The 25,603-nt window shown below is 63.3% G+C and carries 30 protein-coding genes and 4 tRNA genes; 10 read left to right on the forward strand and 24 right to left on the reverse strand.

Features of this window, described 5'->3' with window-relative positions; all coding sequences use genetic code 11:
• Positions 1–60 precede the first annotated feature (60 nt).
• The 12 genes from rplL to tuf form a co-directional block, all read right to left on the reverse strand.
• The gene (rplL, locus tag EJ067_RS00225) at positions 61–441 is read right to left on the reverse strand and encodes a 50S ribosomal protein L7/L12 (protein ID WP_066989581.1); all 381 of its coding nucleotides are present in this window, start codon (positions 439–441) and stop codon (positions 61–63) included.
• Positions 442–495: 54 nt separating this feature from the next.
• Positions 496–1,014, reverse strand: coding sequence for a 50S ribosomal protein L10 (gene rplJ, locus EJ067_RS00230; protein ID WP_126084126.1), 519 nt, complete (start codon positions 1,012–1,014; stop codon positions 496–498).
• A 386-nt stretch (positions 1,015–1,400) separates the two neighbouring features.
• The gene (gene rplA, locus EJ067_RS00235) at positions 1,401–2,099 is read right to left on the reverse strand and encodes a 50S ribosomal protein L1 (RefSeq protein WP_126084127.1); all 699 of its coding nucleotides are present in this window, start codon (positions 2,097–2,099) and stop codon (positions 1,401–1,403) included.
• Positions 2,100–2,103: 4 nt separating this feature from the next.
• Entirely contained in the window at positions 2,104–2,532 is a 429-nt protein-coding gene (rplK, locus tag EJ067_RS00240) for a 50S ribosomal protein L11 (RefSeq protein WP_059189557.1), read from the reverse strand.
• A gap of 161 nt (positions 2,533–2,693) precedes the next feature.
• Positions 2,694–3,221 carry a transcription termination/antitermination protein NusG gene (gene nusG / locus EJ067_RS00245; RefSeq protein WP_059189556.1) on the reverse strand — a complete coding sequence of 176 codons (528 nt, stop codon included), beginning with the start codon at positions 3,219–3,221 and terminating at the stop codon, positions 2,694–2,696.
• A gap of 27 nt (positions 3,222–3,248) precedes the next feature.
• On the reverse strand, positions 3,249–3,452 hold the full coding sequence (gene secE, locus EJ067_RS00250; protein WP_126084128.1) for a preprotein translocase subunit SecE: 204 nt from the start codon (positions 3,450–3,452) through the stop codon (positions 3,249–3,251).
• 361 nt (positions 3,453–3,813) lie between these two features.
• Positions 3,814–3,889 (reverse strand) — tRNA-Trp (locus EJ067_RS00255).
• Positions 3,890–3,925: 36 nt separating this feature from the next.
• On the reverse strand, positions 3,926–4,435 hold the full coding sequence (locus EJ067_RS00260; RefSeq protein ID WP_126084129.1) for a metal-dependent hydrolase: 510 nt from the start codon (positions 4,433–4,435) through the stop codon (positions 3,926–3,928).
• Positions 4,436–4,523: 88 nt separating this feature from the next.
• Positions 4,524–5,009 (reverse strand): group II truncated hemoglobin, encoded by a 486-nt coding sequence (locus EJ067_RS00265; protein WP_126084130.1) that lies wholly within the window; start codon positions 5,007–5,009, stop codon positions 4,524–4,526.
• 100 nt (positions 5,010–5,109) lie between these two features.
• Positions 5,110–6,786, reverse strand: coding sequence for a hypothetical protein (locus EJ067_RS00270; protein ID WP_126084131.1), 1,677 nt, complete (start codon positions 6,784–6,786; stop codon positions 5,110–5,112).
• A 161-nt stretch (positions 6,787–6,947) separates the two neighbouring features.
• Entirely contained in the window at positions 6,948–8,294 is a 1,347-nt protein-coding gene (locus tag EJ067_RS00275; RefSeq protein WP_245468120.1) for a hypothetical protein, read from the reverse strand.
• A gap of 461 nt (positions 8,295–8,755) precedes the next feature.
• Positions 8,756–9,931 (reverse strand): elongation factor Tu, encoded by a 1,176-nt coding sequence (gene tuf / locus EJ067_RS00280; protein ID WP_095805843.1) that lies wholly within the window; start codon positions 9,929–9,931, stop codon positions 8,756–8,758.
• Between the two features lie 286 nt (positions 9,932–10,217).
• Between tuf and EJ067_RS00285 the strand changes: the two genes are divergently transcribed.
• Positions 10,218–11,105, forward strand: a complete 888-nt coding sequence (locus EJ067_RS00285) for a DMT family transporter (protein WP_126084132.1) — start codon at positions 10,218–10,220, stop codon at positions 11,103–11,105.
• A 112-nt stretch (positions 11,106–11,217) separates the two neighbouring features.
• Here the strand turns inward: EJ067_RS00285 and EJ067_RS00290 are convergent, their stop codons facing one another.
• The gene (locus tag EJ067_RS00290; protein WP_126084133.1) at positions 11,218–11,475 is read right to left on the reverse strand and encodes a GlsB/YeaQ/YmgE family stress response membrane protein; all 258 of its coding nucleotides are present in this window, start codon (positions 11,473–11,475) and stop codon (positions 11,218–11,220) included.
• A gap of 127 nt (positions 11,476–11,602) precedes the next feature.
• On the opposite strand from EJ067_RS00290, the gene EJ067_RS00295 reads away from it, so the two are divergent.
• Positions 11,603–12,055, forward strand: a complete 453-nt coding sequence (locus EJ067_RS00295; protein WP_126084134.1) for a YidB family protein — start codon at positions 11,603–11,605, stop codon at positions 12,053–12,055.
• Between the two features lie 77 nt (positions 12,056–12,132).
• On the opposite strand, the gene EJ067_RS00300 is transcribed toward EJ067_RS00295, so the two are convergent.
• A tRNA-Gly gene (locus EJ067_RS00300) sits at positions 12,133–12,206 on the reverse strand.
• A gap of 68 nt (positions 12,207–12,274) precedes the next feature.
• A tRNA-Tyr gene (locus EJ067_RS00305) sits at positions 12,275–12,359 on the reverse strand.
• Between the two features lie 199 nt (positions 12,360–12,558).
• On the opposite strand from EJ067_RS00305, the gene EJ067_RS00310 reads away from it, so the two are divergent.
• Positions 12,559–13,419, forward strand: a complete 861-nt coding sequence (locus EJ067_RS00310; RefSeq protein WP_126084135.1) for an RNA methyltransferase — start codon at positions 12,559–12,561, stop codon at positions 13,417–13,419.
• 131 nt (positions 13,420–13,550) lie between these two features.
• Here EJ067_RS00310 and EJ067_RS00315 read toward each other — a convergent pair whose 3' ends face one another.
• The 3 genes from EJ067_RS00315 to gcl all read right to left on the reverse strand — a co-directional run bounded on the left by EJ067_RS00315 (position 13,551) and on the right by gcl (position 17,178).
• Positions 13,551–14,468: a 2-hydroxy-3-oxopropionate reductase gene (locus tag EJ067_RS00315; RefSeq protein ID WP_126084136.1), complete on the reverse strand. Its 918-nt coding sequence runs from the start codon at positions 14,466–14,468 to the stop codon at positions 13,551–13,553.
• 104 nt (positions 14,469–14,572) lie between these two features.
• Positions 14,573–15,370, reverse strand: coding sequence for a 2-oxo-tetronate isomerase (otnI, locus tag EJ067_RS00320; RefSeq protein WP_126084137.1), 798 nt, complete (start codon positions 15,368–15,370; stop codon positions 14,573–14,575).
• 26 nt (positions 15,371–15,396) lie between these two features.
• On the reverse strand, positions 15,397–17,178 hold the full coding sequence (gcl, locus tag EJ067_RS00325) for a glyoxylate carboligase (protein ID WP_126084138.1): 1,782 nt from the start codon (positions 17,176–17,178) through the stop codon (positions 15,397–15,399).
• 202 nt (positions 17,179–17,380) lie between these two features.
• Here gcl and bhcR point away from each other — a divergent pair, with 202 nt between their 5' ends.
• Positions 17,381–18,202, forward strand: a complete 822-nt coding sequence (gene bhcR / locus EJ067_RS00330) for an HTH-type transcriptional regulator BhcR (RefSeq protein WP_126084139.1) — start codon at positions 17,381–17,383, stop codon at positions 18,200–18,202.
• Here bhcR and EJ067_RS00335 read toward each other — a convergent pair whose 3' ends face one another.
• On the reverse strand, positions 18,203–18,562 hold the full coding sequence (locus EJ067_RS00335) for a hypothetical protein (RefSeq protein WP_126084140.1): 360 nt from the start codon (positions 18,560–18,562) through the stop codon (positions 18,203–18,205). It lies immediately after the preceding gene.
• Positions 18,563–18,733: 171 nt separating this feature from the next.
• Here EJ067_RS00335 and EJ067_RS00340 point away from each other — a divergent pair, with 171 nt between their 5' ends.
• Positions 18,734–19,093 (forward strand): hypothetical protein, encoded by a 360-nt coding sequence (locus EJ067_RS00340; protein WP_245468121.1) that lies wholly within the window; start codon positions 18,734–18,736, stop codon positions 19,091–19,093.
• 245 nt (positions 19,094–19,338) lie between these two features.
• On the opposite strand, the gene EJ067_RS00345 is transcribed toward EJ067_RS00340, so the two are convergent.
• The 4 genes from EJ067_RS00345 to EJ067_RS00355 form a co-directional block, all read right to left on the reverse strand.
• A complete protein-coding gene (locus tag EJ067_RS00345; RefSeq protein ID WP_126084142.1) occupies positions 19,339–19,650 on the reverse strand; it encodes a BA14K family protein in 312 nt (103 codons plus the stop codon).
• Between the two features lie 214 nt (positions 19,651–19,864).
• On the reverse strand, positions 19,865–20,032 hold the full coding sequence (locus EJ067_RS34320) for a hypothetical protein (RefSeq protein ID WP_189510273.1): 168 nt from the start codon (positions 20,030–20,032) through the stop codon (positions 19,865–19,867).
• 74 nt (positions 20,033–20,106) lie between these two features.
• Positions 20,107–20,182: transfer RNA gene (locus tag EJ067_RS00350), tRNA-Thr, on the reverse strand.
• 201 nt (positions 20,183–20,383) lie between these two features.
• Positions 20,384–20,695, reverse strand: a complete 312-nt coding sequence (locus EJ067_RS00355) for a DUF3303 family protein (protein ID WP_126084143.1) — start codon at positions 20,693–20,695, stop codon at positions 20,384–20,386.
• 185 nt (positions 20,696–20,880) lie between these two features.
• On the opposite strand from EJ067_RS00355, the gene EJ067_RS00360 reads away from it, so the two are divergent.
• Positions 20,881–21,081, forward strand: a complete 201-nt coding sequence (locus EJ067_RS00360; protein ID WP_126084144.1) for a DUF2905 domain-containing protein — start codon at positions 20,881–20,883, stop codon at positions 21,079–21,081.
• Between the two features lie 29 nt (positions 21,082–21,110).
• Here EJ067_RS00360 and EJ067_RS00365 read toward each other — a convergent pair whose 3' ends face one another.
• Entirely contained in the window at positions 21,111–21,725 is a 615-nt protein-coding gene (locus EJ067_RS00365) for a TetR/AcrR family transcriptional regulator (protein WP_126084145.1), read from the reverse strand.
• Between the two features lie 93 nt (positions 21,726–21,818).
• Between EJ067_RS00365 and EJ067_RS00370 the strand changes: the two genes are divergently transcribed.
• The 4 genes from EJ067_RS00370 to EJ067_RS00385 are packed head-to-tail and all read left to right on the forward strand — an operon-like array spanning position 21,819 to position 25,601.
• Positions 21,819–22,901: a spermidine/putrescine ABC transporter substrate-binding protein gene (locus EJ067_RS00370; protein ID WP_126084146.1), complete on the forward strand. Its 1,083-nt coding sequence runs from the start codon at positions 21,819–21,821 to the stop codon at positions 22,899–22,901.
• An 8-nt stretch (positions 22,902–22,909) separates the two neighbouring features.
• Positions 22,910–23,755, forward strand: coding sequence for an ABC transporter permease (locus EJ067_RS00375; RefSeq protein ID WP_126084147.1), 846 nt, complete (start codon positions 22,910–22,912; stop codon positions 23,753–23,755).
• A 2-nt stretch (positions 23,756–23,757) separates the two neighbouring features.
• Positions 23,758–24,540, forward strand: a complete 783-nt coding sequence (locus EJ067_RS00380) for an ABC transporter permease (RefSeq protein ID WP_126084148.1) — start codon at positions 23,758–23,760, stop codon at positions 24,538–24,540.
• On the forward strand, positions 24,537–25,601 hold the full coding sequence (locus EJ067_RS00385) for an ABC transporter ATP-binding protein (protein WP_126084149.1): 1,065 nt from the start codon (positions 24,537–24,539) through the stop codon (positions 25,599–25,601). Before EJ067_RS00380 ends, EJ067_RS00385 begins: the two co-directional genes overlap by 4 nt.
• The last annotated feature ends 2 nt before the right edge of the window (positions 25,602–25,603 follow it).

Genomic DNA, 25,603 nt, shown 5'->3' on the forward strand with positions numbered 1-25,603 from the left:
GTGAAGCCTCCCTTCGTCAAGGGAGGGGGCGGACGGCGCGAGACCGTCCGCCCTCGCCTGTTACTTCAGCTCGACTTTGGCGCCAGCTGCTTCCAGCTGAGCCTTGAACTTGTCGGCGTCGGCCTTGGAAACGCCTTCCTTGACCGGCTTCGGAGCCGCCTCGACCAGGTCCTTGGCTTCCTTGAGGCCAAGACCGGTGATGGCGCGGACTTCCTTGATGACGTTGATCTTCTGGGCGCCGGCGTCGGCGAGAACGACGTCGAATTCCGTCTTCTCTTCAGCCGGAGCAGCAGCAGCGGCAGCGCCACCGCCAGCAGCGGCAACCGCCACCGGAGCAGCGGCCGAAACGCCCCACTTCTCTTCCAGGAGCTTCGACAGCTCGGCCGCCTCGAGGACGGTCAGCTTCGAAAGGTCGTCTACGATCTTTGCGAGATCAGCCATTTGCATATTCCTTCGTAAGGTTCGAACGTGTGTTTGTGATAGCGAGGAACGGCCTCATGCCGCCTCGTCCTTCCGGGCGTAAGCGCCGATGACGCGCGCGACCGAAGCCGCGGGTGCATTGACGATCTGGGCGATCCGGGTTGCCGGCGTGGCGATCATGCCAACCAGCTTGGCGCGCAGCTCGTCGAGCGACGGCAGTGTGGCGAGTGCCTTCACACCGTCGGCGTTGAGCGAGGTGGTGCCCATTGCGCCGCCGAGAATGATCAACTTGTCATTCCCCTTGGCGAAATCGGACGCGACCTTCGGCGCCGCAACCGGATCCTCCGAATAGGCGATCAGCGTCTGTCCCTTGAACAGGTCGACGATCGATGCGGAGTCCGTGCCCTGAAGAGCGATTTTGGCGAGACGGTTCTTCGCGACTTTGACGGTGCCACCGGCGGCGCGCATTTTCGACCGAAGGTCGTTCATTTGCGCGACGGTGATACCGGCGTAGTGGGCCACGACGACTGAACCCGCGCTCGTGAACGCTTCGTTCAGGCCCGTGACGAGTTCGCGTTTTTCCGCTCTGTCCACTGCCTATCTCCAGTTGACCCCTGCCCCATCGATGGGAACATTCCCATTTAGAGGTCAGGCGTCGGGTTGCCTTTTGCCGGCCGGGCCATCCAAAACGGATCTCCCGAACGGCGCTCGAGGATCCTGCCCCCTTTCGCCACACCTACGGCAAAGCCGGCGATGCGCTGACAAAAGGCAAACACGGTTCGAACCTTTCATTGGAGCTTGTCGCTCCTTTGTCGGGTCTTCACCCGTCTCATGCAGGCCCATTCGAATTAAGGCTTTGGGCCGCCTGCAATCTCGGACAGGATATCCGGAAACCCTTCGGCTTCCGGGATACCGGGCCGCCGACGGATCGGCGGTCCGGAATTCTTGATGCGACCGGCCTGAAGCCGGTCAAGCGACACTTACGACGCGGCGAGCGTCGCGATGTCGAGCTTGAGGCCGGGGCCCATCGTCGAGGTGACCGACACCTTCTTGACGTAGTTGCCCTTGGCGCCGGCGGGCTTTGCCTTGTTCACCGCATCGGCGAAGGCTCGCACATTCTCTTCCAGCGCCTTGACGTCGAACGAGACCTTGCCGACGCCGGCCTGGACGATGCCGGCCTTCTCGACGCGGAACTCGACGGCGCCGCCCTTCGACGCCTTGACGGCCGCGGCGACATCGGGGGTCACGGTGCCGACCTTCGGGTTCGGCATCATGCCGCGCGGGCCGAGCACCTTACCCAGACGGCCGACCAGCGGCATCATGTCCGGCGTCGCGATGCAGCGATCGAAATCGATCGTGCCCTTCTGGACGATGTCGACCAGATCCTCGGCGCCGACGATGTCGGCACCGGCGGCCTTGGCTTCCTCGGCCTTGTCGCCGCGCGCGAACACGGCAACGCGCACCGAGCGGCCGGTGCCGTTCGGCAGGTTGACCACGCCGCGGACCATCTGGTCGGCATGGCGCGGATCGACGCCGAGATTCATCGCGACCTCGACGGTCTCGTCGAACTTCACCGTGGACCGGTCCTTGAGCAGCTGCAGCGCCTCGGAGAGCGCATAGGCCTTGTTCGGATCGATGCCATCGCGGCTCTTGGCAACACGCTTTGCAATCTTTGCCATGATCTTAGCCCACCACTTCCAGGCCCATCGAGCGGGCGGAGCCCTCGACCATGCGCATGGCCGCCTCGACGTCGTTTGCGTTCAGGTCCTTCATCTTCTGCTCGGCGATCTGGCGCACCTTGTCGCGCGAGATCGTGCCGGCCTTGACCTTGCCCGGCTCCTTCGAGCCCGACTTCAGGTTGGCGGCCTTCTTCAGGAAGTAGCTCACCGGCGGCGTCTTCATGACGAAAGTGAACGACTTGTCCTGGTAGTAGGTGATGACGACCGGGATGGGCGAGCCCTTCTCCAGCTCCTGAGTCTGCGCGTTGAACGCCTTGCAGAACTCCATGATGTTGATGCCGCGCTGACCAAGCGCCGGGCCGATCGGGGGCGACGGCGTGGCCGAGCCCGCGGCAACCTGGAGCTTGAGCTGGCCTGCAACTTTCTTAGCCATCTCTATTCCTGCCTTTTCTCATGCCGGGAAAAACCGGCGGTTGCAGTCTGGTGGTGCGGTTCCAGCGGCCGGCTAAACCGCTTTCGCCTCCCACCCGTTCATGACAGCGCGCTTCTTCGCGCCGCCGATCCCTCTCGCCCGCGGCTCAAGGGATCTCCGGATCAGCCCTTTTCGACCTGTCCGAATTCAAGATCGACGGGCACCGCGCGCCCGAAGATCGAAACTTCCACCTTGAGGCGCGCCCGCTCCTCGTCCACTTCCTGGACGAAGCCGTTGAAGGATGCGAACGGACCGTCCGAGACGCGGATCGCCTCGCCGATCTCGAAGGTGACCGAGGGCTTCGGCCGCTCGACGCCTTCCTGCACCTGGTTCAGGATGCGCTGCGCCTCGGTTTCGGTGATCGGCACCGGCTTGGAATCGCCCAGGAAGCCGGTGACCTTCGGCGTGTTTTTGACCAGCGAGAACACGGCGTCCGTCAGGTTGGCCTTCAGAAGCACATAGCCCGGGAAGAACTTGCGCTCGGCATCGACCTTGCGGCCACGGCGGATCTCGACGACCTTCTCGGTCGGCACCACGATCTGCTCGATCTCACCGGACAGGCCCTTCTGCTTGGCCTTGTTCTCGATGTCCTCGGCGACCTTCTTCTCGAAGTTCGAATAAGCGTGGACGATGTACCAGCGCGCAGTCATTTCACGACCTCTCCGTAATCGCCGAACTTAATGTCCGAGGCCCAAAACCAACTCGATCGCATAGCCCATGGCTATGTCGGCGGCGAAGAAGAAAATCATGGCGATGACCGCGAACACCAGAACCATCACCGTCGAGATCATGGTCTCGCGGCGCGAGGGCCATGTCACCTTGGCCGTCTCCGCACGAACCTGCTGGAGAAAGGTGAAAGGGTTTGTGGTTTTCGAAGCCATGTGCCGCCTGTCTTCAAGACCCGTTGGCCGGGTCTCCTGGATGATCCCGCTGGCCGGGACGTGCCGCCTGGGTTCCGTGTCGGCGCCGAATCAGCGCCACCATTTCGCCCACGCAAATCAGACGCGTAAAGCCGGCTTCCCAGCTCCACGCGTCGCGTGTCTGTTCAGTCTACATAAAACCGATTCTTGGTCCACGCAAGTGGCAAGTGTTCCGCTTTATGTTCGAGCGCCGCCTCGGAACCATCCAGTCGTTCCGTCCCGGCTATGCGGGGCCTTATGCCCCAGATTTCCCAATATGGCAAGCCACCCGCCTGTTTTCAACGGCTGAGCGCCCGTGATCTTCGTTTTGCCACTTGGGAAATGGCACGGGCAGCAGGGCTCGAACCTACGACCTGCGGTTTTGGAGACCGCCGCTCTACCAACTGAGCTATGCCCGTATACGGGCGCTGCTATTTCACAAAGCCGATGAGAACTCAAGTGCCCATTTGAGGCGTGTCGGCCGGAAGTGGCGGTCGCAGCCATCCAAGCCACAAGGCCCAGGCGCATATCACGAGTTCAAGCCCGAAGGTCCAGTGCAGCATGAAGCTGAGCACCCAGTTCCCATACCTGGCGGGGACGGCCACGAGCTCAACGGGATGATGACTGAACGGCGCCAGCCACATGATCGGCGATGCCACCGTGTCGAGCGCCATATGCAACACGGCTCCGGCAAAGAAGGCGGCGATCGAAGGCTGATGCGGCAAACCGAGCAACCGACTGACCAGCAGGCTTACCGCTCCGATCGCCGCCCAGAACAACGGCCAATGCGTGACGTAGGCGTGATGGTGGGTGCGACCGCCATCGATCAGGTGAAAATAGAGCATGTCGATGTCCGGGATGACGCTGCCGAGCATCGCGGCAGCCACGATGCCGGACGCTTTGCGCCAGCGTTTTCGCGCGAATCTTCCCAGAATATAGCCCGACGGGAGATGGGCGATCAGCATGCAAGGTCGCCTCACGTTGATGCAACGACCCTGCCGTTTCTTTGCGGCGTCATCTTTTCGGAATTTTGCAGAAACCCAGCATCTTCCGCTACGACTTCCCGGCCGGCGGCCTGTAAGGCCCGCCCGGCACACCCCAGCCCCAGGCGGGCATCGGTTCGGTCTCCGGGTCGCAGGTCTCGCCTAGATTGGAATTCAGCTTGGCCAGCCGCGATCCCCATTCGACATAGCCCATGAAGGCGGAACGGAATTCGGGATCGTCGGGCAGGCCGACCTCGTCCGCCGCATCGGCGAGAAGATTGATCCAGCGCCGGCGCTGCTCCTCGGTCAGGTGCTTGCCGAGATGGTGCATGACCATCTCGCGGTGGCCGCCATGCTTTTCGCTGTAGGTCTTTGGTCCGCCGAAGACCTCAGCGATGAAGGCGGCGACATGCGCCGGATGATCCGGCGACATGTGCCTGAACACCGGGCCGACGATCGGATCCACAGCCACCTTGTCGTAGAAAGTCCGCGTCAGGCGGTTGAGCGCCTCTGCACCACCGGCCCATTCGAACAAAGTCGGGATATCCTCGCTCATTGTTGATCCTTCCGGTACGATCCTGCTCGGGCAGGCTGCGGAGGATAACGCAAGCCCTACCCGGCTCAACCTGCCTCGATGGCCAGTCGGCGCTTCCGCGCTACAGCTTCGCCGGAGCCTCCGCCTCGGCATTGGCCGACGGCAGAAGCCGGCAGTTGTCGGGCTTGGGCGACGATTTGCAGACAGTGGCGCCGGTCAGCGCGTCCACCGATTGCGGCCCGGTCGTCAGCCCGAATTTCTGCAATTCGTCCCGGCTGAGTTCCCGGTGGCTCGCATACTGGGCTGACTGCATCGCGGCGAACAGGCCCGGGCCGATGGCCATCTCGTCGAGATACGCCCTGACCTTTTCCTCCATGCCCATCGAGTGCACCCGGAAATGCGCGTCGGCACCAACCAAGCGCCTGGCGCCGCCGGCGACCATCACCGCGCAGGCGGCGTCGCATTCGGCGCCTGCATCGACGGTGAGGCCGTCATGGGGTCCGTCCTTAACGATGCATCCCGCCGCGCCGGGATCGCAGTCGAGAAAGTCCGTGCGGGCCACCGCGACATCCAGCCTGCGCTCGCGGATCAGCCGGCCGGCGGCGAGCGCGCCTTGTATGTCGCCGCCCGGTGAATTGACGACGATGGGCAGCCTGCGCCCGCCGACCGTGTCCAGCAATTCGCGCAGCCTGTCGGGCGTAGCCGCAACAATCGTCCCCTCTGCCGCAATCCATTCCGGGCAGTCGGGGTTGCAGAGCGGATTGGTGCCGCGAACCAGCACGAAGCGCATCTCCTGTTCCGACCTGGAGGGCAATGCGGCCCCTGTCGGTTGAGCAGAGGCCGGCTTGACCTCGACCGATGCGACCTCGGCCGGTCTGGCATTGCCGTTCGTCGGTATCTCGCGACAGTTCGCCGGCACGGGACCGTGCCGGCAGATGGTCTTTCCGGTCATCAGGTCCAGCGAATCGAGGCTGGTGACAAGCTTCATCTCCAGCATGTCGTCGGGCCCGATCTGCCTGATGTCGCTCGCGGGCGTCGCCTTCATCACGTCCAGCACGTCCTGGTCGACACCCATTTCCTTCAAATAGCCGGACAGCCGCTTCTCGACCGCCTTGCTCATCTCATAGGTCTTGTAGCTGCCGGCGTTCCGGCGGCTGACGATCCTGGTGCTGAGGACTTTCTTCTTGCCGTTCACGACCTTGTAGGTGGTGCGGTAGAGCAGCTTTTCCCTGTGGTACGTGGTGGTGATCTGGTGGACGCCGAGAAAGGCCCACTCGCCGACCACGCGGCGGAGGCCGCCGGCAAACATCAGCGGACAGGCCGAGTTGCACATGGCGCCGCTGTCATAGGCGACGCCGGCATAGGGCGTGTTTTTGCTTTCATTGTCCCGGCAGTTCTTCATCTCGGGCGAGCAACCGGAAAACTCCGTCGTGCCGACGGCGATGTCGAGCTTGTTCTTGCGGATCATGCGGCCGAGCTGGAGCGCGGCGTCGACATTGCCGCCCGGGGAATTGACGACGATCGGCAGCTGCCGGCCGCCTAGCGTCTTCAGCAGGCGCCTGAGGAGCGCCGGCGTTCCGGCTTCGATAGTGCCTTCCGCCGAAATCCATTCCGGGCAATTGGGCTCGCAGCCCGGCGCGCTATTGCGCACAACGGCAAAGCGCATGGTCGGGCCGAGATCGGGCGCCTCTTCCTTGGCGCTCGCGGCGAAGCCGGCCAGGCCGACCGCAGCGGCCAGCGCCAGCCTGATCAGCCCGCGCCACCATTGAATGCTGTCTGAACCGCGTTCCGGAACCACGCTTTGCAAACCCCTCGGATACAACTCATACTAGTTGCGGCGTCGGTGCTTGCAACAGCTTTGAACGACGTGGTCCAAACGAACAAGGGGCGGCCTGGCGAAGCGCATTTCTCTTCGATCGCGATCGGCGATCAGCTCGACCTTGGGCCAGTCCGATCGCTTTAGAGCTCCGGTGGCGCGTTCGCCTCCGCACTGGCGGCCGGCGGCAGCCGGCAGTTGTCCGGCTTGGGCGCTGATTTGCAGATGGTGGGGCCCGTCAGCGCATCCGCCGACTCCGGCCCGGTCGCCAGTCCGACTTTGAGCATCATGTCTGGTTCGAGCCGGCGCTCGACCGAGCTCTGCTCCATCGCGGCGAACAGGCCTGGGTTGATCGCCATCTCGTCCAGATAGGCTTTAACGACCCTCTTCTGACCCATCGAGGACACGCTGAGCCGCGCCTTGGGATTGACCAGTCGCTTGGCGCCGGCGGCGAGCACGAGCGCGCAGGCTGAATCGCACTCCACTCCAAACTGGCTTATCAGTCCGACATAGGCACCGTTGTCGTCCAGGCAACCTGCTCCGGGCGGGTTGCAGCCCAAAACATTGGTCCGGCCGACGACGACGTCGAGCTTCCGCTCATGGACAAGCCGCCCCGCTGCCAAAGCGCCGAACAAGTCGCCGCCTCGCGAACTGATGACAATGGGAAGCCGCGGATTGCCGAGCGCTGCGAGCAGCCGGCGAAGCCTTTGCGGAGTTTGAGGCGTGATCGCGCCTTCCGCCGAGATCCATTCCGGGCAGTCGGGATCGCAGAGCGGATCGCTGCCGCGAACGACCACGAAGCGCATCTCAGGCGCCGCGTTTCCTGCCGCTCCCTGGAATGGTTCGACGGCCGGAGCCTTGGCCGACTGAGAAATTGGGACTTCAGCCTGTTGGCGAGGTGCCGGCTTTGCCGTTGTTAGGGGGGCCAGCCGGGTATCCTTCGATATTTCACGGCAATTTGGAGCCGCTTTGTCCCCCATGCACAGGGTTACTGCGGTAAACAGGTCCACGGTGTCCGTGCTGGTTGCCAGTTTGATCGTCAGCATATCGTGGAGGGTGATCTGCTGAATGTCGCTCGCCGGCGTGGCCTTCATTTTGTCGAGTACACCCTGCCCCACGCCCATCTCCCTGAGATAGGCCGAGATTTTCCGCGCGAACCGCTTGCTCATCTCATAGGTCTTGTAGCTCTCGCCTTCGGTGACGGTCTCCGTCGTGACGCGATATCTTTTGCCTCGGATCGTTTGATAGGTGGTTCGAAAATGCCTTGTAGAGGGGAAATAAGTGGTGGTGATCTGATGAACGCCCAGATAGGCCAAGCCACCGGCGACGCGGCGAACGCCACCCGCGAACATCAGCGGACAAGCGGAATTGCACATTGCGCCGCCATCCGACGCGACGCCGACATAGGCGGCACCTTCGCCATCGTTGGCCCGGCAATCGTCCATTCCTGGCTGGCAATCGGAAAACTTTGGTGACGCCAACGGCAACATCGAGCTTATTGTTGCGAATTATCCGACCAAGCTGGAGCGCCGCGTCGACATTGCCGCCAGGAGAGTTGACGATGATCGGCAGTTGGCGCCGACCCAGCGTCTTCAATATACGCTTGAGTTTGGCCGGCGTGCCGGGCTCGATGGCACCTTCGGCCGAAATCCATTCCGGACAATCGGGTCGGAGATGTCGCCAGCCCTCGCGGCGAAAGCAGCCATCGTCATCGCAAGCACCGGCAGCAGGCGAACCAGCCCACGCCACAACGCTGCTGTATTGTTTAAACGCACTCCGAAATCACGCTGGCGAAGCCCCCCCTCGACGCAACCTATAATAGTTGCGGCAATGGTACATGCAATAGCTTCGAAACAAGCGCGCAAGACTTGTTCTGCAAGACGCAAGTAAACGAAAAAGGGCGGCCCGAAGACCGCCCTTTCCGTATCGAGCCGGCAAAAAGCCGGATCGATTATTCCTTGATGGTGACGACGATGCCGGCACCGACGGTGCGGCCGCCTTCACGGATGGCGAAGCGCAGCTTCTCTTCCATCGCGATCGGCACGATCAGCTCGACGTCGACGGTGATGTTGTCGCCAGGCATCACCATCTCGGTGCCGGCCGGCAGCGTCACGATGCCGGTCACGTCCGTCGTGCGGAAGTAGAACTGCGGACGGTAGTTGGTGAAGAACGGCGTGTGGCGGCCGCCCTCGTCCTTGGTCAGGATGTAGGCTTCGGCCACGAACTTCTTGTGCGGCTTGACCGAGCCCGGCTTGGCCAGAACCTGGCCGCGCTCGACGCCCTCACGGTCGACGCCGCGCAGCAGCGCGCCGATGTTGTCGCCGGCCTGGCCCTGGTCGAGCAGCTTGCGGAACATCTCGACGCCCGTGCAGGTCGTCTTGGTCGTCGGACGGATGCCGACGATCTCCAGTTCCTCGCCGACCTTGACCACACCGCGCTCGACGCGGCCGGTCACAACGGTGCCGCGGCCCGAGATCGAGAACACGTCCTCGATCGGCATCAGGAACGGCTTGTCCAGCGGACGCACCGGCGTCGGGATGTAGGCGTCGACCTGAGCCATCAGCTCGCGGATGGCGTCCTCGCCGATGGTCTTGTTGGAGTCCTCAAGCGCTGCCAGCGCCGAGCCCTTGACGATCGGAATGTCGTCGCCGGGGAACTCGTTCTTGGTCAACAGCTCGCGAACCTCGAGCTCGACCAGTTCGAGAAGCTCGGCATCGTCGACCTGGTCGACCTTGTTCAAAAACACCACGATCGAGGGCACGCCGACCTGGCGAGCGAGCAGGATGTGCTCGCGCGTCTGCGGCATCGGGCCGTCGGCGGCCGAGACCACCAGGATCGCGCCGTCCATCTGGGCGGCGCCGGTGATCATGTTCTTCACATAGTCGGCGTGGCCGGGGCAGTCGACGTGGGCATAGTGACGGTTGGCCGTCTCGTACTCGACATGCGCCGTCGAGATCGTGATGCCGCGCGCCTTCTCTTCAGGCGCCGCGTCGATCTGGTCATAGCGCTTGTATTCGCCAAAATACTTCGTGATCGCCGCCGTCAGCGACGTCTTGCCATGATCGACGTGGCCGATCGTGCCAATGTTCACATGCGGCTTGGTGCGCTCGAATTTACCTTTTGCCATAGTCTCTTTCCTTGGGCGGCCTTGACCTTCAGTTCAGTCGAATGCGGGGCGATTAGCGACAACGGCCGAAAAAAACAAGTGCCTTGTGGCTGAGCCTTCTTTTGCTCGACCCGAACCAACGATCCGATTTCAGGGATATAGCGCGGATATAGGATCGCGACAGGCGAATTCAAATGGTCGCGGCTTGACCGCCCGGCAACCTCATCGACAGCTTCGCGCGGATAGACGCCCGATCGGCCGGAACTGGCCCATTGCCGCCGCGACACGCCTCTGATTTCTTCGGCGAATGCAGTTCATTCCAGCAAATATCCGCGGCCCGCTGTTCATGATCGTCTCGACGGGATCCTACCTCGTCAACGACACGATGATGAAGCTCGCGACCGCGGGGCTGCCGCCTTATGAGGTGCTGCTGTTGCGCGGCGCGGCCGCCACGCTCTGGGGCATGCCGCTGCTTTTCATGCTGGGCTATGGCAGGAAGCTGCCGCTGCTTTTCGAGCGCAAGGTGCTGCGCCGGAACCTTTGCGAGCTGGCCGCTATCCTTTGCTACGTCGTGGCCTTGGCCAACATGCAGATCGCCGATTCGACGGCGCTCGGGCAGATCACGCCGCTTATCGTGCTGGTCGGATCCTCGATCCTGTTCGGCGAAAAGATCGGCGCCGCGCGCATGGCGCTGATAGGCCTCGGCTTTGCCGGCGCCGTCATGGTCGCGCAGCCGACGATGGAAGGCATTTCCGTCTATGCCTTGCTGGCGCTTGGCAACGCGGCCCTGGCCGCGGCGCGTGATCTCGCCGGGCGCAAGGTGGACGCCGAGGTGCCCGGGATGATCGTGGCCATCTCCGCCGTCGTGGTCGTGCTGGCCGGCTCAGGCGTCGCGCATCTCGTTTCCGAGCAGTGGGTGGTGCCGGAAGGCCGCCATCTGTTGCTGATTGGCGGCGCAGGCCTGTTCCTGATCTTCGGCCATTTCTTCATCTTCATGGCCTATCGCGTCGGACCGACGAGCGCGGTGGCGCCGTTCTACTACTGCTTCACCGTCTGGGCGGTGATCTCCGGCCTGCTGGTGTTCGGCCAATTCCCGAACGCGCTCGCCGTCTGCGGCATCCTGCTGGTCATCGGCAGCGGCCTGGCGATCGTGTCGCTCGACGAAAGGCGGCGGCGCCTGGCGGTCGTCGCCTGAGGCTGCCGGATCGCGCCGATCCGATGCCGATATCGCCATCGCGATCGCACGCCGCGACCGGCCCCAACTGGCGCCTGCGCGGCGGAAGCGGCTGCGGGTTTCGTCTGTGCTGCTACAGCGTGCGCTTGCCGGAGAACTGGTGGTAGGCCCAGAGCACGACGACCGAGCCGACGACGGCGACGATCAGGCTCCAGATGTTGAGGCCGGTGACGCCCGATGCGCCGAAGGCGCTGAAGATCACTCCGCCAACGATGGCGCCGACAATGCCGAGCACGATATCCATGATCATGCCCTGGCCGGACTTATTGACGATCTTGCTGCCGATGAAGCCGGCGACGACGCCGAGAATGATCCAGCTGATGATGCCCATTTTTTCCCTCCAAATCCCCGCCGTGCCAATCATTTTCATATGATTGTCAAAAGCTCAAGACAGCTTGAAATTCCCCCCGGTTGGGCCATTCTGGCGCCGGGCGGACTTGGTTGATAGGAGATCCACGATGGGCCTTTTTGACAACGCCGTTCCCGGCGGCAACATCACCAAACCCCTGATGATCGCGCTCGGCGCGCTGCTCGTCGGCAAGATGCTGAGCGGCAGGAGCGAGGAACAGCCGGCCGAACCGCAAGCTCCGGTCCCCACGCCCGCCGGAACCTCCGCCGATGGCGGCCTGCTCGGAGGGCTGGGCGGCCTGCTCGACAAGTTGAAGGACGCCGGGCACGGCAACGTCGCCGATTCCTGGGTCGGCACCGGTCAGAACCAGCCAATCAACGCCAACGATCTCGGCGCCGCGATCGGGCCGCAGGTCATCCGCGAAATCGCGCAGCGCACGGGTTTGAACGAACAGGAGCTGCTGCAGCAACTGTCGGCGGCACTGCCCGGCATCGTCGACAAGCTGACGCCGAACGGCCAGATCCCGCAGAACCATCAGGTCGCCTCGGCCTTCAACAGCTAGGCGGCAGGACCAAACGGAATGCGCTGCGCGCCGCGGCGCGCGGCGTTTTCGTGCGACTGGCGATGCGGATGGAAATCTGGAGCGGGTAGCGGGAATCGAACCCGCATATTCAGCTTGGAAGGCTGCTGCTCTACCACTGAGCTATACCCGCCTGCTACAGCATCGGAAAACAGCGGCACACTTCCGGTGCTTTTTCGTTTCAGGCTTCCGGGCCGGCAGTGGTGGAGAGGGTTGGATTCGAACCAACGTAGGCTAAGCCAACGGATTTACAGTCCGTCCCCTTTAACCACTCGGGCACCTCTCCAGTCTGCCGCCGGAGCCATGCAACGAGGCATTCACGCTGATCCGGAGCCCGAGTAAGGATCTTCTCCGAAATCAGCGAAGCGCCTTATGGCGGCAAGGCCGGTGGGTGTCAACCGGCGCGGCCAGGGTTTTTCGAGGATGGTCGGCATTCATTTTCGCAGCCGGTATCCTTAGCCGGACGGGACAGCTATAGAAGCCGCATGAGCGACACAAAAAGCAACAAGCCGGGCACGCCCAAGGATACCCACTACGCCAAGCTTCGGCGCGCGCATCGCGACCAGAAGGCGGGCGGCGCGCCCACTTTCCGGCCGCGGCAGCCGGTGCCGCCGGGCGAGGCTGCGGCCGACGGTCTGGTGCGGCTTTACGGACTGCACACGGTGCGGGCGGCGCTCGACAATCCCCGGCGCAAGATCCGAAAAATGCTGGTGACGCGCAATGCCGCGGAGCGGCTTTCGATCGGCGACCTCGCCGTCCTGCCTTTCAAGGCCGAGCTGGTCGAACCGAAGGACATCGACAGGATCACCGGCTCGGACGCGGTGCACCAGGGCGTGCTGATCGAAGCAGAACCGCTCAAGCCGAAGCGGCTCGACGCGCTCGGCGACACCAGGCTGGTGCTGGTGCTCGACCAGGTGACCGATCCGCACAATGTCGGCGCGATCCTGCGCTCGGCGGTCGCCTTCGGCGCCGGCGCGCTGATCACCACGGCCCGCCACAGCCCGCAGGAATCCGGCGTGCTGGCGAAATCGGCATCGGGGGCGCTGGAGCATATCGACCAGATCGAGGTGAAGAACCTGGCTGACGCGCTGGGACAGTTGCACGAGGCCGGCTTCCAGACAATCGGGCTCGATTCGGACGGGCCAGCCGAGCTTGAGAACACATTCGCTGGCGACAAGATCGCCCTGGTGCTTGGGGCCGAGGGCAAAGGGCTGCGCCAGAAGACGCGCGAGACGGTGACAACGCTTGCCCGGCTCGACATGCCCGGCGCAATCCGCTCGCTCAACGTGTCGAATGCGGCGGCGGTAAGCCTTTATGCGGCGCGCGCATTCCTGAAGCGCGGCTGAGACCGAAGCGGCAGTCCGCGTTAGCCGGGAAAATCAAGGACGAGAAACGGATTCCAGCAACAACGCTGGAACCCGTTCTCCGACAGGAAAAGAACAGGCGGCTTGGTAACGTTGCGCCGCCGTCTCCTGACCTATGCTGCCTTGCCCTTGGCCTCGGTTGCTCCTTTGCCGACCTCGAAATTGGCCATCCGCTCCAGCGCGCGAACCAATGCCGAGTGATCCTCCTTGGCGCCGCCATTGGCCGCGCAGGAATTAAACAGCTGCTGCGTCGTCGAGGTGTTGGGGAGCGAGACACCGAGCGCCTTGGCGCCCTCCAGCGCCAGGTTGAGGTCCTTCTGGTGCAACTCGATGCGGAAACCAGGCGCGAAGGTGCGCTTGATCATGCGCTCGCCATGCACTTCGAGGATGCGCGAGGCGGCGAGCCCGCCCATCAGCGCCTGCCTGACCTTGGCCGGATCGGCGCCGGCCTTCGAGGCAAAGACAAGGGCTTCGCCGACCGCCTCGATGGTGAGCGCCACGACGATCTGGTTGGCGACCTTGGTCGTCTGGCCGACGCCATTCGGCCCGACAAGCGTGATGTTCTTGCCCATCTTCTCGAACGCCGGCCTTGCGCGCTCGAAGGCTTCTTCCTCGCCGCCGACCATGATCGTCAGCGAGGCCGCCTTGGCGCCGACCTCGCCGCCCGACACCGGGGCGTCGAGATAGTCGCAGCCAATATCGTTGATCTTCTTCGCAAATTCCTTGGTGGCGATCGGCGAGATCGAGCTCATGTCGATGACGAGCTTGCCCTTGGTCAGGCCCGAACCAACGCCGCTCTCGCCGAACAGCACGTCGGCAACCTGCGGCGTATCGGGCACCATAGTGATGATGATATCGGCGGCCCTGGCCACCGCGTCATGGCCGGTGACGGTCTTCAGTCCTTTGGCGACAAGATCGGCCGGCGGCTTCGAGCGATGGTCGCTGGCGACGACCGGGTAGCCGGCGTCGAGCAGATGCCCCGCCATCGGCGCGCCCATGATGCCGAGTCCGATGAAGCCGATGGTTTCCATTTGTTGTTCTCCGTAGTTTGTTAGGTCGCGATCCTTCGCGCCCCCCTCTGCCTTGCCAGGCATCTCCCCCACGTGGGGGGAGATTGGCAGCTTCAGCACCGGCTCTAAGCCGCAGCACTCCCCTGCCCGGCGAATTGCCCGAACCAACCGAGCCCCGCCTCCGTGCCGGCCTTCGGCTTGTATTCGGCGCCGATCCAGCCGGAATAGCCAAGGCGGTCGATGTGCTCGTAGAGGAAGGGGTAGTTGATCTCGCCCGTCCCCGGCTCGTGACGGCCGGGATTGTCCGCAAGCTGGATATGGGCGATGCGGCCGAGGTTGGCCTCGATGGTACGGGCGAGATCCCCCTCCATGATCTGCATGTGATAGATGTCGTATTGCAGGAACAGGTTCTTCGAACCGATGCGGTCCATCAGCGCCAGCGCCTGGTCGCTGTGGTTCAGGAAGAAGCCCGGAATGTCGCGGGTGTTGATCGGCTCGATCAGCAGCCTGATGCCGGCCTGCTCCAGCTTCTCGGCCGCGAAGGCAAGGTTTTCGGCAAAGACGTTCTCCAGCACGGCGCGATCGGCGCCTTGCGGCGTGATGCCGGCAAGGCAGTTGATCTGCTCGCAGCCCAGCGCATGCGCATAGGTGATCGCCTTGGCGACGCCCTGGCGGAATTCCGGCACCCGGTCAGGCAGCGCGGCAATGCCGCGCTCGCCCTTTGCCCAGTCGCCCGCCGGCAGGTTGAAAAGAACCTGGGTCAGGCCGTTTTTCTTCAGGCGCGCGGCAACGACGTCCGGCGCATGGTCGTAGGGCCCGATATATTCGACGCCCTTGAAGCCGGCGCGGGCGGCGGCATCGAAGCGGTCAAGGAAATCATGCTCGCCGAAGAGCATCGAAAGATTGGCTGAAAAGCGCGGCATTCTTTTTCTCCTTCTTTCCGCAGAATCTAATCCAACATCATGATGGCCGTCGGAGCATCCTCGTTGCGTTCTGCAAGCTCCTCGAATTCGGTGATCTTGTCGATTTCCGTGCCCATGGAAATGTTCGTGACGCGCTCGAGGATGAATTCGAGAACCACCGGAACCTGATGCTCCTTCATCAGCCGCTGCGCCTCCTTGAAGGCGCCGGCGAACTCTTCCGGCTTACGCACCCTAACCGCCTTGCAGCCCATCGCCTCGGCGACCGCGACGTGGTCGACGCCGTAGCCGGCGTCGGGATCGTCTGCACGGTTGACGTTCTCGAAGGCGAGGCTCACCTCGTAATCCATCGAAAAGCCGCGCTGCGCCTGACGGATCAGGCCGAGATAGGCGTTGTTCACGACGACATGGATGTAGGGCAGCTTGTGCTGCGCCCCGACGGCCAGTTCCTCGATCATGAACTGGAAGTCGTAATCGCCGGAGAGCGCGACGATGTCCCGGTCCGGATCAGCGGCCCGCACGCCAAGCGCGGCCGGCAGCGTCCAGCCGAGCGGGCCGGCCTGGCCGCAATTGATCCAGTTGCGCGGCTTGTAGACGTGCAGGAACTGCGCGCCGGCGATCTGCGACAGGCCGATCGTGGTGACATAGGTGGTGTCGCGGGCGAAAGCCTTGTTCATCTCCTCATAGACGCGCTGCGGCTTCAGCGGCACCTGTTCGAAATGCGTCTTGCGCTTCATCGTCTTCTTGCGGCCCTGGCATTCCTTGGCCCAGCCCGACCAGTCGCGCAGCTTGCCGGCCGTCCGCCACTCGGTGGCGACATCGAGCAAAATCTTCAGCGCAGCACCGGCATCCGAGACGATGCCGAGATCCGGCGCGAAGACGCGCCCGATCTGCGTGGGCTCGATGTCGACGTGGATGAATTTCTTTCCCTTGGTATAGACGTCGACGGAACCGGTGTGGCGGTTGGCCCAGCGGTTGCCGATGCCGAAGACGAAGTCGGCTTCAAGCATCGTCGCATTGCCATAGCGATGCGAGGTCTGCAGCCCGCACATGCCGGCCATCAGCCGGTGGTCGTCGGGGATCGCGCCCCAGCCCATCAGCGTCGGGATGACCGGCACGCCGGTGACCTCGGCGAGCTCGATCAGAAGGTCCGCCGCATCGGCGTTGATGATGCCGCCGCCGGCGACGATCAGCGGCTTTTCCGCCTCGTTGAGCATCGCCAGCGCCTTTTCGGCCTGGGCGCGCGTCATCGCCGGCTTGAACGGGATGAGCGGCTCGTAGGCGTCGATGTCGAATTCGATCTCGGCGAGCTGCACGTCGACCGGCAGGTCGATGAGAACCGGACCCGGCCGCGACGAGCGCATCAGGTGGAACGCCTTCTGCAGCGCCATCGGCACCAGGTAGGGCTCCATGACGGTGACGGCCCATTTGGCGACAGGCGCTGCGATAGCGGCGATGTCGACGGCCTGGAAATCCTCCTTGTTGAGGCGCGCGCGGGGAGCTTGGCCCGTTATGCACAAGATCGGAATGGAATCGGCCGACGCCGAATAGAGGCCAGTGATCATGTCGGTGCCGGCGGGACCGGAGGTGCCGATGCAGAGCCCGATATTGCCGGCCTTGGCCCGCGTGTAGCCTTCGGCCATGTGCGAGGCGCCCTCGACATGGCGCGCAAGCACGTGGCGGATGCAGCCGCGCGCCTTCAGCGCCGAATAAAGCGGGTTGATCGCCGCGCCCGGCACGCCGAAGGCATTGGTGATGCCTTCCTTTTCGAGAACGAGAACCGCAGCGTCGACAGCGCGCATCTTGGCCATGTCCAGCCTCCAATTCGTTGGTTGGCTTGAGAATGCCAGCGAGCTTCCGATTTTTCAACTTTTTCAGAATATTTTTTCATTTCTAGGAAATGGCACTTATTCATTGATTTTGCGGCGCTTTCCGTTTTCCAGAAAAGCGTCACAGGAAAGCAGTGAAAAACTTTTTCATTGCGTCACGCGGGAAATCGGCCAGAATATGCGCATGGAAACCACGGAAAAGCGCCAGCGCGGGCGGCCGCGCGCCTTCAACGGCCCGTCGGAGGCGGCCTCGGTGCAGTCGCTCGACCGGGCGCTGCGCATCCTGGCGATCGTGGCGGAAGCCAGCGGCCTGTCGCTAAGCGAGATCGCGGCCCGCAGCGGCATCGCCGCCTCCACCGCCTATCGCATGCTGACGACGCTGGAGAACCACGGCATGGCCGAATTCGATACGACCGACCAGCTTTGGTCGATCGGCGTCGAGACCTACCGCATGGGCGCTGCCTTCCTGCGTCGCAGAAAACTGGTCGACCGCGCCCGCATCGTCATGCAGGAACTGATGGAGAAGACCGGCGAGACCGCGAATCTGGGCGTCGCCGAGGACGATTGCGTGGTCTTCGTCAGCCAGGTCGAGACGCATCAGGCGATCCGCGCCTTCTTCCGGCCGGGCACGCGCAGTTCTTTTCATGCTTCGGGCATCGGCAAGGCGGTGCTGGCGCATCTCGAGCCGGAACGCGTCGCCGCCATCCTGCGCAAGGCCGGCCTGCAGCGCTACACCGACAGGACGCTGTCCGACATTTCGGCGCTAGCCCATGATCTCGCGACCATCAAGCATCGCGGATGGTCGGTCGACGACGAGGAACGCCATCCCGGCATGCGCTGCGTGGCCGCAGCCATCTTCAACGAGTTCGGCGAGCCGATCGGCGGCGTTTCGGTCTCCGGCCCGACGGTGCGGGTGACGCCGGAGCGTTTGGCCGAGATCGGCCCGCTGGTGCGCGAGGCGGCGGCCGAGGTGACCAAGATGATTGGCGGCGTGGTGGCAGGCTGATCAGGAGGCGCCCGGCAGGGCGCTTTTGGTCGCAATGTCGAAGAAATCGAGCAGGATCGCCAGCCCGACACCGCTGGCCGTGAAAACGAGCCCGCTGATGAAGATGCGGTTGGCACGCGCATAGACCGGGCGCTGCAGCGATTTCGTGTCGAGCAGCATGGCCAGCGCCCGCATCTGCAGGGCGATGCCGGCCAGGATCGGGAGAACCGCGATCAGGTGATAGGTCTGCCAGGGGATCGGGTTGGCGGCCCAATGGGTGATGAAGCCCAGCGAGAAAGCCAGCAGGATGCCGACAGTGGTGACCGTGCCGTTGCGAAAAACCGGCTCGATCAGGTCGTCCTTCGGATCGTGATTGTCCAAGGCTCCCTCCCCTGATTGCCCATCGGGCACCAGACTAAACGTTCCCAAAATCACTGTACACCAGAGGCTGCATGGGGCCTGAGCGTCTTGCCGCGGCGTTCGAATGCATGCGAAAGGGCCTGGATGCGGAAAACGGTTCTACTCTTGCTGGCCGCTTCACTTTGCGGATGCGTGGCGGCAACACCCAAACCGGATGCCGGCAGCCAGCGTGTCGATCCCGTACCGATCTCGCTCGCGCTCGAGGAGATCATCACCGCCGGGGTCCGCCAGCACTTGAAGGATCCTGTCTCCGCCAAGTTCGGGATGATGCTTGCCGGTGAGCGGACGCTGAACGGCCGCCGGGAGATCGTGGCGTGCGGCCATGTCGACGCCAGCCGTTCGTCTGGCGGCTCCGGCGAACCGTTCATTGCCAAGATCTACCCGGATGCCGGAAACAGCTTCGAGTTCGTCGCGATGGGCGATGAAGCGCCGAATGCCGGGCTTGCCGTTGCCGCCGCCTGCCGCGCCGCCGGATTGGCGATCGAGACATGATCCAACTCTTCGTTGAAGCACGATCTTCTCCGAAAACCGGTTCCCGCCTTTGCTTTTGCTGACCTTCGGGCCAGGATCATGCTCCACCGCTGAACGAAAAAGGGGGCCGCTAAGGCCCCTCTTCCGATTGCTGGGACGGTCGCCGTGTTGATCAGGATGGCGTCGTTGAATCGCCATCCTGATCTAACTCTTTGTTGGAGCATGATCTTCTCCGAAAACCGGTTCCCACTTTTCGGGATCATGCTCTAGAGGCGGCAGTAGTGCGGATAACCGTCGTAGCCGATATAGGTGTCCGAGCCCGGATCGTAGCTGTCGTAGCGGGCGAGGCAGCGGCGGACATGCCAGGAACCGCCATCTTCCTCGAGATAGACGGTGCGCGGCTGCTGCTGGGCGAGCAGGCTGCCCAAGACGAACCCGCCGACGCCGGCGGCGATGCCGATGCCGAGTTCGCGGCGGTGATGATGGCCGTGGGCGGCCGAGGGCTGGACGGTACCGGCCAGAGTGCCGGCGGCGACGGTAGTGGCGATAAGGGTCGAAACGAGCGTGCGCTTGAACATGATGATCTCCTTGGTTTCGCGACCGAGGCGATCCATCCGCCTCTTGACCGTGTGTCGTCGCGGCCAAGAAAAAGGTTCGAGGATTTTTCGTTTTTTGAGCGACCGGGAAAGTCGCGTGAATAGTCAGTAGTGAGCAGTCAGTAGTCAGTAGGGCCTGGTCAGCGCAGGGGGCATGCCATCCTACTCACTACTGACTATTCCCTACTCACTCACCTCACCCCATCCCCGTGATGTGCCTCAGCCAGAAAGCCAGCGCGATGAAGCCGATGATGGCGGTGACGCCGGTCCAGTCGATGTTGGCCTTCTTTAGGTCGCTGACGGCCTTGACCAGGAGAAGCCAGGTCACGACGATGATCGGCAGGATGATGACGAATCTGATCATGCGGCACCCCGTATGGTGCAATTGCCCTGACAGAGATGTAGGAAGCGTCGCGCGGCTTTTCAGCATGTACAGACTGGTGCCCCCGGCAGGGATCGAACCCGCGACCTTCGGTTTACAAAACCGCTGCTCTACCAGCTGAGCTACAAGGGCACGGCGCTCCGGTAGCACATCTGATGCGCCAGTAAAGACAAAACTAATGTTTTGGGTTGCTAATGGACCCCGCGGCTTGGCCGGCAGAGTTGCGAACCTCGGGGCGTCATCCCGATCGCTCGTTCGACGCTAATGTCCCGCGCGACAAACCGTTCAGCCGTAGATTGTGCGACGCCTCGAATATGCGGCATCGGCGGCCGCTCATGAAGGAAGTTCATCCCGCCATTTGATAGCCTCCATCTCGACGCGGACCGCGTCCTGAATGTCGATGACTTGATGGACGTCGAATTGGAGCGCCGGGAAGGTCGAACACGTTTTGTGGACTACGAGCGGGTCATCTGCCTCGCAGAGCATGCTACCACCCCATTCGCCCACGCGCACCACGAAGGCATGCACCTTGACTTCGCTCGGTATCTCCCAGTGCTGGAAGATTTTCAGGATGCGCTTTTGGACGTTCTCGTATTCGATCGCCGATCCCTGTGGCCGCTCGTGCCAATTTACCAGGTATTTCATAATCTCCTCCCTCTCGGGTGACCGCGAATGCCGGAGCGGCATTGTAGCTCCCGAGGCGAGCTTCCGATCGTCTCCTCGTCTGCTCCAATAGAGGTAGGCATCACGCCACGAAGGTGGGAGCGCTGCCTGCAAGGCGCGTTGCCACTATATTTCGGGCAGATGCCATTTTCCGGCAGGATGCTGCCATGTCGCGAACGCTGATCGTCGTTGGTCTCAGCATAGTTGCCGTAGGGCTGCTGTGGCCCTGGGTGGCCCGGATCGGCCTTGGCAGGCTGCCAGGCGATATCGTGATCGAGCGTGAGAACTTCAGACTCTACGTTCCCGTCACCACCGGAATACTGATCAGCGTCGCGCTCTCGGCGATCCTATGGCTGATCAACCGTTAGGGGATGCTCCGACTCCGGCCTCGTTCGCCTCACACCCCGATCGCCGCCACCAGCACCCGGTTCTGCCGCCTAATCGCCGCGCGCAGTTCCGGTATCCTCGCCTCCTCGCGCTTCACGAACTCGATGAACATCATGTTCATGTTGTTGAAGACGAGCTCACCCACGGCCGGGCCGTCGATGTCGGCGCGCACCAGGCCGATCTCCTGCAGGCGGGCAATCAGCGCGCGGATCTGTTCGGTCAGCGCGCGATCGAGGGCCGTATAGGCCTGGCCGAACGGGCTGTCGGGCAGTTGCGTCGATATCGCCATCGCCTGGCGCCACATCTCCTTGCTGAGATAATTCAGCGAATGCTCGATATAGATGCCGATCAGCGTGTCCAGCGCATCGCCGACATTGACGGGTGGGCTGGCGAGCACCCCTCGCCCGGCGTTCAGCACCTCGTTGACCTCCATCGAGACGATGGCGCCGAGGATGTCGCCCTTGTTCTGGTAGTAGTTGTAGATGGTGCCGATCGAAACCTCGGCTTGGGCTGCGATCGCCTCGATCTTGGCGCCCTCATAGCCGGCCTCGCGGAACAGCGCCGTCGCCGCATCGATGATGCGGCGGTGCCGGTCCGCCTTCTGTCGTTCGCGCAATCCGCTCATGTCGGCCTCTCTGCCATAAAATCATAATTGACTCAATTTTAGAATTGGTTCAACTTTTCTTCCAACAAGCCAGCAAGGCAGGGAGAACACTCGATGACCGTCAATGCCCGCAATCCGCTTTCCGCCCTGAAATCTCACCTCGCCGCCGCCTGCGCGGCCGCAGCGCTGCTCATCGCGGCGAGCGGCGCTCAGTCCGCCGATCTCAACGCGCTGATCTGGTGCGATCACTCCGATCCGGCGCTGCTGCAGCCCTTCGAGGAGGCCAACAACGTCCAGGTCAACGTCAAGGAATTCGAGGGCACCGGCGCCGGTCTCGCCATCGTCGACCAGTCGCAGCCGGGCGACTGGGACGTGATGGTGATCGATAGCATCGACGTGCCGCGCGGCGTCGAGAAAGGCCTGTTCGAGCCGCTGCCCGAGGACAAGCTGCCCTTCGCCGACCTCTTCGCGGAAGTGAAGATGGACAAGTCCACCATCGTCGACGGCAAGCGCTACGGCATCACCGAAAAGTTCGGCTACAACACGATCGGCTTCAACAAGACCAAGGTCGATCCGGCCGACATGCAGTCGCTGGCCTCGCTCACCAGCGACAAATACAAGGGCAAGATCGCGATCTACGACTACTACCTGCCGGTGATCGGCATGGCCGCGCTTGCCATCGGCAAGAAGACGGCCGACCTCACCGAGGCCGACCTTCCCGCCCTCAAGGCGGAGCTCCTCAAGATGAAGGCCAATGCCAAGCTGGTCGGCGAAGTCACCGCCAGCCAGACTGCCTTGGCCACCGGCGAGGTGGATGTGCTGGTCGGCGGCGGCGAGTGGGTGACGGCCGGCCTCGCCAAGGAGAACCCGGCGCTCGACTTCTCGATCCCGAAAGAGGGTGCTGTGCTCTGGTCGCAGTCGCTCGCCATGTTCAAGGATTCCAAGAACAAGGACATGGCGCTGAAGTTCATCCAGTACGTTCTGAGCCCTGAAGGCCAGGCTCGGCTCGCCACCTCGGCCTGCTATTGGGGCATGCCGGCGAACAAGAAGGCGGCGCTCTCCGACGAGCAGAAGAAGATCCTGCGCTTCGACGAGCAGCCGGGCTTCCTCGCCCGTGCCCAGGCCTATCCGGCGCCGAATGCCGATCTCGACAAGAAGATGCAGGACATGTGGACCGAAATGCTGCAGGCGCAGTAAATCGGCCGATGACTTTCACCGGACACAACGGGCGCGCCCTGCCCTGGGCGCTGGTCACGCCGGCGCTGGCATGGACATTGCTCTTCTTCGTGCTGCCCTTCGTCGCCATGGGGCTGTCGAGCCTGACGGCGCATGAAGGCGATGGCTTCACCTTAGCCAACTACAGCCAGTTCTTCACCGATTCGTCCTACTGGCGGGCGATGGTGAATTCGCTGGAGGTGACGGCGATCGTCACCGTGATCTCGATCCTGCTCGCCTACCCGTTCGCCTGGATCCTGGCCGAGATGGTCCCGGAGCGCTGGCAGCGGCTGGCGCTGATGCTGGCCGTGCTGCCGTTCTGGACGTCCTACGTCGTGCGCTCCTATTCATGGCTGCTGGTGCTGGCGCAGAACGGCGTCATCAACCGGGCGCTCACCGGCATCGGCCTGACCGCCGAACCGCTGCAACTCGCCAACACGCGGTTCGCCACCGTCACCGGCTTCGTGCATTTCTTCGTCATGCTGCTGACGCTGACGATCTTCGCCAATCTCAAGCAGCTCAGCCCGAGCTATCGCAAGGCCGCCGCCGACCTTGGCGCCGGGCCGGTGCGCACCTTCCTGCACGTCGTGCTGCCGCTCACCTTGCCCGGCATCATGGTCGGCGCCTTCCTCACTTTCGTGCTCTGCATCGGCGACTACATCACGCCGCAGATCCTCGGCGGCAACAACGAGCTGGTCATGCCGCAGCTGGTGATGATGCAGATCGGCCGCCGCGGCGATTTCCCGCTGGCTTCGGCACTGTCGATCATCCTGATGGCGGTCGTCACCGTTGCCTATCTCGCCTGTGCCCGCTGGCTGAAGATCGAGCGGGCCTGACCATGCGCGCCGTCATCCGCATCGCCGCCTGGCTCTATGCCATCGCCGTCTACGGCTTCATCTTCCTGCCGGTGGTCGTGCTGGTGCTTTTTTCGCTGCAGGCGACGTCCTTCCCAATCCCGCCCTTCACCGGCCCGTCGCTGCGCTGGTACCAAGCGGTGCTGTCCGATGCGCGGCTCACCTCGGCGCTGGTCAACTCGCTGCTGGTGGCGGTGCTGTCCTCGCTCGCCTCCGTCACGCTCGGCTTCCTCTCCGCCTGGGGTTTCGCACGCTTTGTCCTGCCGGGCTCGGCCGTGCTGCGCGGGCTGATCACGCTGCCTCTCACCGTCAGCTACCTGATCATCGGCATGGGCCTTCTGGTGCTGTTCAACTGGGCCGGCGTGCCGAAATCGCTTTTAGCCGCCGGCATCGGCCATGTGGTGATCAACCTGCCGCTCTGCTTCGCCATCATCTACAGCCAGATGGGCGACCACCAGATCAACATCGAGCGGGCCGCGCGCGACCTCGGCGCGCCGGAATGGAAGGTGCTTTTGATGATCACCGTGCCGGTGATGGCGCCGGCGATCTTCGCCGGCTTCTTCCTGTCGATGACCTTCTCGTGGGACGAGTTCGTCATCTCCTTCCTGCTCACGCGTTTCGAGACGACGCTGCCCGTCGAAATCTGGAACCTGTTGCGCTCCGGCCTGAACCCCAAGACCAACGCCGTCGGGTCGCTGGTCTTTGCGGTCTCTATCGTGCTGGTGGTGTTTTTCGAACTGACGCTGCTGCGGAGAAAGCCGGCATGAGCTCGCCTTTGGTCGACATCCGCAACGTCTCGCATCGCTTCGGCCAGCTCCCGGTGCTGAAGAACGTCTCGCTCGCCATCGAGCCCGGCAGCTACACGATCCTGCTCGGGCCGTCCGGCTCCGGCAAGACAACGCTGCTTTCGATCCTTGGCGGTTTCGTCACGCCCAGCGAAGGCAATGTGTTCATCCGCGGCCAGGACTGCACATTCGTGCCGCCGGCGAAGCGCCCGACAACGACGGTGTTCCAGGACTATGCGCTGTTTCCGCATATGAGCGTCGGCGCCAATGTCGGCTTCGGGCTCAGGATGCAGGGCGTCGACGGTGTGACGCGGGCAGCCAAGGCGCGCGAGGCGCTGGCTCTCGTCGGGCTGGCGGCGGCCTTCGACAAGAAGCCGCATCAGCTCTCCGGCGGCCAGCGGCAGCGCGTGGCGCTGGCCCGCGCCCTGGTTATAGAACCGGCTGTGCTGCTGCTCGACGAGCCGCTCGGCGCGCTGGACCTCAAGCTACGCCGGCAGATGCAGGACGAGCTGAAGGCGATCCAGAAGCGCGTCGGCACCGCCTTCGTCCATGTCACCCACGACCAGGAAGAAGCGATGGCGCTGGCCGACCATTGCGTGGTGATGAATGACGGGCGCATCGAGGACGAAGGCCCGCCCGAGCGCGTCTATGCGCGGCCGAAGACACGCTTCTCGGCCACTTTCATGGGCGAGAGCACGATCCTTGCCGGCAAGGCCGGCGATTCCGGGGATGGGCGCGCCACGGTCACGACTGAGATCGGCCCGATATCCCTGGCCTGCACGTCGCCGGCCGGCGCGGCTCTGGCGCTCGCCATCCGGCCCGAGCACCTTGTCCTTGGCGATGCCGAAGGCGATGTCTCGCTTGGCACCGCCAGGATCAGCGACGTAGTCTTCCAGGGAAGCTTCAAGCGCGTGCTGGCCGTCTCGGTCCAGGACCCGGCGCTGCAGTTCATCGCCAAGGCGCCGGCATCGGCCGCCGTCCAGGCAGGCGACACAACAGCGGTTTCATGCAACGCTCAAGACATCATCCTGCTGGCGGACTGAGC

Origin of the sequence: Mesorhizobium sp. M1D.F.Ca.ET.043.01.1.1 (assembly GCF_003952385.1) — a bacterium.
Taxonomy (GTDB): Bacteria; Pseudomonadota; Alphaproteobacteria; order Rhizobiales; family Rhizobiaceae; genus Mesorhizobium.